This is a genomic window from Pseudomonas sp. WS 5078, assembly GCF_012985745.1.
Classification (GTDB): domain Bacteria; phylum Pseudomonadota; class Gammaproteobacteria; order Pseudomonadales; family Pseudomonadaceae; genus Aquipseudomonas; species Aquipseudomonas lundensis_A.
This window is the reverse complement of the sequence record NZ_JAAQWX010000003.1, coordinates 369,562-376,586: the sequence shown is the minus strand read 5'-3', so window position 1 is coordinate 376,586 and position 7,025 is coordinate 369,562. Positions and strand designations below refer to the sequence as shown.

Sequence of the window (7,025 nt, the reverse complement as noted above, 5' to 3'; positions counted from 1 at the left end):
CTTGATCATCTTTACGACCTGCAGCTTGAAGCTGTCGTCGAATGTCCTGCGTTTGCCAGTCATGAAAAACTCCTCGATAGATGCATTCTCCACCTATCGAGGTGTCCGGGGAAATTAGACCACTGCACCCCCGGTTAAGCCGCCCGTTGAACCACCGGTAAAACCCCCGGTTAAGCCGCCCGTAACCAATCCGACAACCACGGGTGGTGGTCGAGGTCAAATCAGCGAAGCCTTGCAGTTCATTCTGGCGAATTTCGTTGCGCCCGCCGCTGTTGAGATCGTTGTCGATCAGGTCACCGGCAAGCGAACCGTAAAACACCCCGAAGGCAGTCAGCAAAATGCGGACGGTTCTGTCACTCATCCCGACGGCACTACTGTTATGCCTGATGGTTCTGTCAAGCATCCTGATGGCAGTACCACCAGAGCGGATGGTCTTTGGGTCTCGAAATCTGGCGATACGCTCGATAACGCTACAGGCATCTACACGTTTTCAACGGGCGAGTCTGTGCAGGGCGTTAAAAATAGCAGTGGTGAGTGGACGTTTCCGGATGGGAAAGGCTCGCAAGGTGATGAGAAGGGTTCTGGAGGCTCAGACACACTGCCTGAAGGCGCACATAAAAATGTTGATGGAAGTACTACCACGGCCGATGGCATTACGAAGTACCTGAATGGCGATAGCTTTAATGATAATACCGGTCTGTTTACGTATGCAGATGGCACCGTTGTTCAGGCGGTTAAAGACGCTGACGGTACGTGGGGGTATCCTGACGTCAAATAACGTCTATTTAAAGCAGGCCCTTTTTCTGTATTAACAAGGCTATATAAATAACAGCGATTACCTGTAGTGCGGGTTGATCTAACGGTGACGCTTTTGGATACTCGCCTTTAAAGTTGGCGAAGACTCCTTTCAGCGACTACTTTAAGATCTCCACGAGGCGTGAATAGCGGTGACGTCTCAGCTATTCACGCGTGCATTTGAGCATTCAGGGAGCGTTCTACATGAGGATTTATCAACGTTTTATCATGTTGTTAAAAGTCATGATGTTGCTGACAGTGAGCGCCTCAACTGCGTGGGCGAGCAATCCGCTGCAAGGTCAGGCCGTCGGATTTTCCGCAACGGGTGTCCCGGGGCCTATGGTCAATGCAATTTACAAATCGGAATCCGAGCCGGGCGATCAAGGCCAGGGAGGTAGCGCGGGGGACGATGATCAGGTCGACGGGGATGATGACTCTGCCGATAGCGCCACGAATAATGGGGACGACAAGACTGATCGCAAGGATGACGACAGTGCCGATCAAGGGAAGTCCAGCGAAGGTCAGTATTAGTCTCTCGTGCTTTCTACACAGGTATAAATGACGCGCCTGATCTACTCAGGCGCGTCTTTCATTCGCGCGTATTAATCAATGAACTGCTCAGCGTAATGGCACGCCACTTGGCGGTTATCCAGCAGGCGTAATGCCGGCTCGTCCGTGCTGCACAGCTCTGTGGCATACGGGCAGCGCTTGTGGAATGCGCAGCCTGAAGGGGGATTGAGCGGGTTGGGCAGTTCGCCAACTATCTTGATTTTCGGCTTCAGCGGATCGGGGTGAATGGTCGGGGTCGCTGACAGCAACGCTTGGGTGTAAGGGTGTAGCGGCCGAGTGTAGATCTCCTCTTTCGGTCCCATTTCCACCGGGCGGCCGAGGTACATCACCAACACTTGATCGGCTACGTGCCGCACCACTGCCAGGTTGTGCGAGATGAACACATAGGCTGTATTGAACTCTTGCTGCAAGTCCATGAACAGGTTGAGCACCTGGGCCTGAATCGATACGTCGAGGGCGGACGTCGGTTCATCAGCCACCAGTACCTTGGGTTGCAGCATCATGGCGCGGGCCAAAGCGATCCGCTGGCGTTGTCCGCCGGAGAACATATGTGGGTAGCGCTGGTAGTGCTCCGGGCGCAACCCTACTTGCTTCATCATCGCCTGGACTTTCTCCCGACGTTCGCTGGCGCTGAGCGAGGTGTTGATCAGCAACGGTTCAGCCAGTTGATCACCGATTTTCTGTCGTGGGTTGAGCGACGCGTATGGACTTTGGAACACCATCTGCACGTCTTTGCGCAGTTGTTTGCGTTCAGCTTTATTGGCCCCGGCAACTTCCTGGCCGGCAATCTTCAGCGAGCCGGACGATGGTTCTTCAATGAGTGTCAGCGCGCGCGCCAGGGTGGACTTGCCGCACCCGGACTCACCCACTACGGCTAGGGTTTTGCCCGCTTCCAGTTCAAACGACACGCCATTGAGGGCGCGCACCAGTGCGTGCCCCTTGAACAGGCCACGGGACACTTCGTAATGACGGGTTAGGTCGCGGGCGGTAAGAACGACAGTCATTACGCCACCTCCTGATTCAAGGGGAAGAAGCAGCGCACCTGGCTGTTGGCTTTGGGCTCCAGCGCCGGGCGCTGTTGCCGGCAGGTGTCCTGAACGTACGGGCAGCGCGGCGACAGCAGGCAGCCTTGTGGACGGTCATAGCGTCCCGGCACGATGCCCGGCAAGGTCGCCAGACGTGAAGCACCCATGCTGTGTTCCGGAATGGCGGCCAGCAATGCCTCGCTGTACGGATGCGCGGGGACATCGAACAAACCCGGTACTTGACCGATTTCAACGGCCTGACCGGCATACATCACGCACACGCGCTGGGCGGTTTCAGCCACGACAGCCAAGTCGTGGGTGATCAACACCAGCCCCATGTCCTGCTCGCGTTGCAGGTTGAGCAGCAGGTCCATGATCTGTGCCTGAATGGTCACGTCGAGTGCTGTGGTCGGTTCGTCCGCAATCAGCAACTTGGGTTCGCCCGCAATGGCCATGGCGATTGCCACGCGCTGGCTCATGCCGCCGGACAATTGATGCGGGTAGGCGTCCATGCGGCTGGCAGCGCCGGGGATTTCGACTTTTTCCAACAGTTCGATGGCACGTTTGCGCGCCGCTCTGCCGGACATTTTCAGGTGCAGGCGCAGCACTTCTTCGATTTGAAAGCCCACTGTGTAGCTGGGGTTCAATGCGGTCATCGGGTCTTGAAAGACCATGGCCATGTCTTTGCCGACAATTTGCCGCCGTTGACGGGGGCTCAGGGTCAGCATGTTCTTGCCGTCGAAGTTCAGCGCGTCGGCGGTGACGATGCCGGGGTGCTCGATCAATCCCATCAAGGCCATCATGGTCACGGACTTGCCGGAACCTGACTCGCCGACGATGGCCAGTACTTCGCCTTTATCCACAGACAGGCTCAACCCGTCGACCACCGGGACAGCCTTGGCGTCGCCAAAGCGGACGTTGAGATTCTTGATTTCTAGCAGTGACATTGGAATCTCCTCAGGCGGCATTTTTGAGTTTCGGGTCAAGCGCATCGCGCAGGCCGTCGCCCATCAGGTTGATTGCCAGCACGCTGAGCAAAATGGTCAGGCCAGGCAGGCTGACGACCCACCAGGCGCGTTCGATGTAGTCGCGGGCCGAGGCCAACATGGTGCCCCACTCCGGGGTTGGCGGCTGTACGCCCAAGCCCAGAAAACCCAGTGCTGCGGCGTCGAGAATCGCCGAAGAGAAACTCAGGGTGGCCTGGACGATCAGGGGCGCCATGCAGTTTGGCAATACCGTGATGAACATCAGGCGCGGCAGGCTGGCACCCGCCAGGCGGGCGGCAGTGACGTAGTCGCGGTTCAGTTCACCCATGACGGCTGCGCGGGTCAGTCGTACGTAAGAGGGCAACGACACCACGGCGATCGCGATCACGGTGTTGATCAGGCCAGGGCCGAGGATGGCGACAATTGCCACGGCCAGCAGCAGTGAAGGCAAGGCCAGCATGATGTCCATCAGGCGCATGATGCCGGGGCCAAGAAAGCGCGGAAAGAACCCGGCGAACAGGCCCAGGATCACGCCCGGAATCAGCGAGATCACCACGGACGACAGACCGATCAGCAGTGACAGGCGCGAGCCTTCGATCAGCCGCGACAGCAGGTCGCGGCCCAGTTCATCGGTCCCCAGCAGGAACTGCATGTGCCCGCCCTCAAGCCATGCTGGCGGGGTCAGCAAGAAATCGCGGTATTGCTCGCTCGGGTTATGGGGGGCAACCCATGGCGCAAAAATCGCGCAGAACACGATGATGCTCATGAAGATCAGTCCGGCCACGGCGCCCTTATTGCGGGAAAACGCGTGCCAGAATTCTTTGTAAGGCGATGGATAAAGCAGGCTTTGATCCACGGCGGTAGCAGGGGTAGGTGTGCTCATGGTCATGATCTCAGCGCTGATGACGGATGCGTGGGTTGGCAAAGCCGTAGAGGATGTCCACCACGAAGTTGACCAGAATCACCAGGCAGGCGATTAACAGGATGCCGTTTTGCACCACGGGATAGTCCCGTGCGCCAATGGCTTCGATCAGCCATTTGCCGATGCCGGGCCACGAGAAGATGGTTTCGGTCAGTACGGCGCCCGCCAGCAGGGTGCCCACTTGCAGGCCGACCACGGTCAGTACCGGGATCAGCGCATTGCGCAGGCCGTGCACAAACACCACGCGCGCAGGCGACAGGCCCTTGGCACGGGCGGTACGAATGTAGTCTTCGCGCAGCACTTCGAGCATGGAGGAGCGCGTCATTCGGGCGATCACGGCCAGCGGAATGGTGCCCAGCACAATGGCGGGCAGGATCATGTGGTGCAACGCGTCCCAAAAAGCTTCGGGTTCGTCGCTGAGCAAGGTGTCGATCAACATGAAACCGGTTTTCGGCTCGATGTCGTAGAGCAGGTCGATACGCCCGGACACCGGAGTCCAGCCCAGGCTTACCGAGAAGAACATGATCAGGATCAGGCCCCACCAGAAAATCGGCATCGAATACCCCGCGAGGGAGATGCCCATCACCCCATGGTCAAACAACGAGCCTCGCTTCAACGCCGCGATAACCCCGGCCAGCAATCCGAGTATGCCGGCGAACAACAGCGCAGCCATCGACAGTTCAAGGGTGGCGGGGAACAGCGCGGTAAATTCGGTCCACACGCTTTCACGGGTTCTCAACGATTCGCCCAGATCGCCGTGGGCGAGCTTGGTCACGTAGTCGAAATATTGTTCATAGAGCGGCTTGTTCAGGCCAAGTCGCTCCATGGCCTGGGCATGCATCTCTGGATCGACCCGACGCTCGCCCATCATGACTTCGACCGGATCGCCGGGGATCATGCGAATCAGGGCGAAGGTCAGCAGGGTGATGCCGAAGAACGTAGGGATCAAAAGCCCTATTCGGCGGGCAATAAAACTAAACATCGCGTGGTGTACCTCATCAGCCGGTTAGGCAGGACCGCCAGGGTTCGGGTGAACGCTGGCGGGTGTTTTATTGTTCTACTTCGCCTGGGTAGTGGCAAAGTTGTTGTTCGTCAGCGGGCTAAGTACATAACCCTCGACGTTGTTGCGTCGGGCGGTAAAAAGCATGGGGTGTACGACGTTGATCCAGGGCTGGTCCTTATTAAAGAGCACCTGGGCCTGTTCATAGAGTGCCGCCCGTTCAGCGGGTTCAGTGATGTTACGGGCTTTGGTGATCAGGGCTTCAAAGTCTTTGTTGCACCAGCGCGCGTAGTTTTCGCCATTTTTGGCAGCCTCGCAGCTGAGCAAAGGGGTCAGGAAATTATCCGGGTCGCCGTTGTCGCCCCCCCATCCAGTGGACACCAGGTCATGTTCGCCATTTTTGGCGCGCTTGAGCATCTCCCCCCATTCCATGACGCGAATGTCCAGTTTGATACCGATCTTTGCAAGGTCAGACTGCAGCAACTGAGCGCCCAGCATTGGATTGGGGTTGGTCGGGCCGCCGCCATTGCGGGTGAAGAGGGTGAACACGTGCCCCTCCGGTACTCCGGCTTCCTTGAGCAGCGCGCGGGCCTTATCCAGGTCGCGGGGCGGGTTTTGAATGGCGGTGTTGAACCCCAGCATGGTCGGCGGGTAGGGGTTGATGGCCGGGAGGGCGTTGCCTTTACCGTGTACGGAGTTGAGGTAGGTCTCTTTGTCGAAGGCCATGTCGATGGCTTTGCGTACGCGTACATCGTCGAGGTATTTGTGGCTGGTGTTCATGGCGATGTAACTGGTCATCAACGCTGCCATTTCGTCGACTTTCAGATTGGGATCTTTTTTGATATTGCCGACTTCATCCGGCTTGGGGTACAGCGCGATCTGGCACTCGTTGGCCTTGAGCTTTTGCTGGCGTACGTTGCTGTCGGTGGTGACGGCGAAGATCAGCACATCACTCGGGGGCTTACCGCGAAAGTAGTCAGGGTTGGCCTTGAAGCGGACCTGCGCGTCCTTGTTGTAACGCACAAAAATGAACGGGCCGGTGCCGATGGGTTTGCTGTTCAGCTCGCTGGTTTTGCCTGATTTGAGCAATTGATCGGCGTATTCGGCCGAATAGATCGAGTTGAACGGCATGGCGATGTCGCGCAGGAACGGTGACTCGGCGTGGTTAAGCGTGATTTTGACCGTCATGTCGTCGACTTTTTCGACGCGCTTGAGCAGGTTTTTAAACCCCATGCTTTCAAAATAGGGATAGCCGACCAGCGACTTGTCGTGCCATGGGTGATTGGGGTCCAGCTGGCGCTGAAAGCTCCAGATCACGTCATCGGCGTTCAGGGTGCGGGTCGGCTTGAAGTAACCGGTGGTATGAAACTTGACGCCGGGGCGCAGGTAAAAGGTGTATTCCAGTCCGTCGGGGCTGATGTCCCAACGCTCTGCGAGGGCGGGCTCCACATCGGTGGTGCCGGGTTTGAAGTCTGCCAGACGATTGAGGATGGTTTCAGCCGAAGCGTCGGCAGTCACGGCAGTGGTGTACTGAACAATGTCGAAGCCTTCGGGACTGGCTTCAGTGCACACTACCAACGGTTTGGCTGAAACACTGACCGCGGTGCTGAACACTGCCACGGCAAGGGCTGTGCGTAGTGGAAGTCGTTTCATGGCAACCCTCTTCAATCGGTTGGGCCGCGTAGCGGCTATGCCCGGCATGTGAAGCCAGGCACGGCCACCGGGCG

7 protein-coding genes are annotated in these 7,025 nt (G+C 57.7%); 2 read left to right on the top strand and 5 right to left on the bottom strand.

Annotation, left to right across the window (positions count from 1 at the left end; genetic code table 11):
* The first annotated feature begins 232 nt into the window (after positions 1-232).
* Both HBN68_RS07115 and HBN68_RS07110 read left to right on the top strand, forming a co-directional pair.
* A complete protein-coding gene (locus HBN68_RS07115) occupies positions 233-778 on the top strand; it encodes a hypothetical protein (RefSeq protein ID WP_169963063.1) in 546 nt (181 codons plus the stop codon).
* A gap of 221 nt (positions 779-999) precedes the next feature.
* Positions 1,000-1,326 (top strand): hypothetical protein, encoded by a 327-nt coding sequence (locus HBN68_RS07110; RefSeq protein ID WP_262373455.1) that lies wholly within the window; start codon positions 1,000-1,002, stop codon positions 1,324-1,326.
* A 71-nt stretch (positions 1,327-1,397) separates the two neighbouring features.
* Here HBN68_RS07110 and HBN68_RS07105 read toward each other — a convergent pair whose 3' ends face one another.
* The 5 genes from HBN68_RS07105 to HBN68_RS07085 all read right to left on the bottom strand — a co-directional run bounded on the left by HBN68_RS07105 (position 1,398) and on the right by HBN68_RS07085 (position 6,951).
* Positions 1,398-2,369: a peptide ABC transporter ATP-binding protein gene (locus tag HBN68_RS07105; protein WP_094993010.1), complete on the bottom strand. Its 972-nt coding sequence runs from the start codon at positions 2,367-2,369 to the stop codon at positions 1,398-1,400.
* Positions 2,369-3,337 (bottom strand): oligopeptide/dipeptide ABC transporter ATP-binding protein, encoded by a 969-nt coding sequence (locus HBN68_RS07100; RefSeq protein ID WP_094993011.1) that lies wholly within the window; start codon positions 3,335-3,337, stop codon positions 2,369-2,371. The genes HBN68_RS07105 and HBN68_RS07100 overlap by 1 nt, the downstream gene beginning before the upstream one ends.
* 10 nt (positions 3,338-3,347) lie before the next feature.
* Complete coding sequence (locus HBN68_RS07095; protein WP_094993012.1) at positions 3,348-4,259, bottom strand: ABC transporter permease subunit; 912 nt, start codon at positions 4,257-4,259, stop codon at positions 3,348-3,350.
* A gap of 10 nt (positions 4,260-4,269) precedes the next feature.
* Complete coding sequence (locus tag HBN68_RS07090) at positions 4,270-5,280, bottom strand: ABC transporter permease subunit (RefSeq protein ID WP_094993013.1); 1,011 nt, start codon at positions 5,278-5,280, stop codon at positions 4,270-4,272.
* A 75-nt stretch (positions 5,281-5,355) separates the two neighbouring features.
* The gene (locus HBN68_RS07085; RefSeq protein ID WP_169963065.1) at positions 5,356-6,951 is read right to left on the bottom strand and encodes an ABC transporter substrate-binding protein; all 1,596 of its coding nucleotides are present in this window, start codon (positions 6,949-6,951) and stop codon (positions 5,356-5,358) included.
* Between the last annotated feature and the right edge of the window lie 74 nt (positions 6,952-7,025).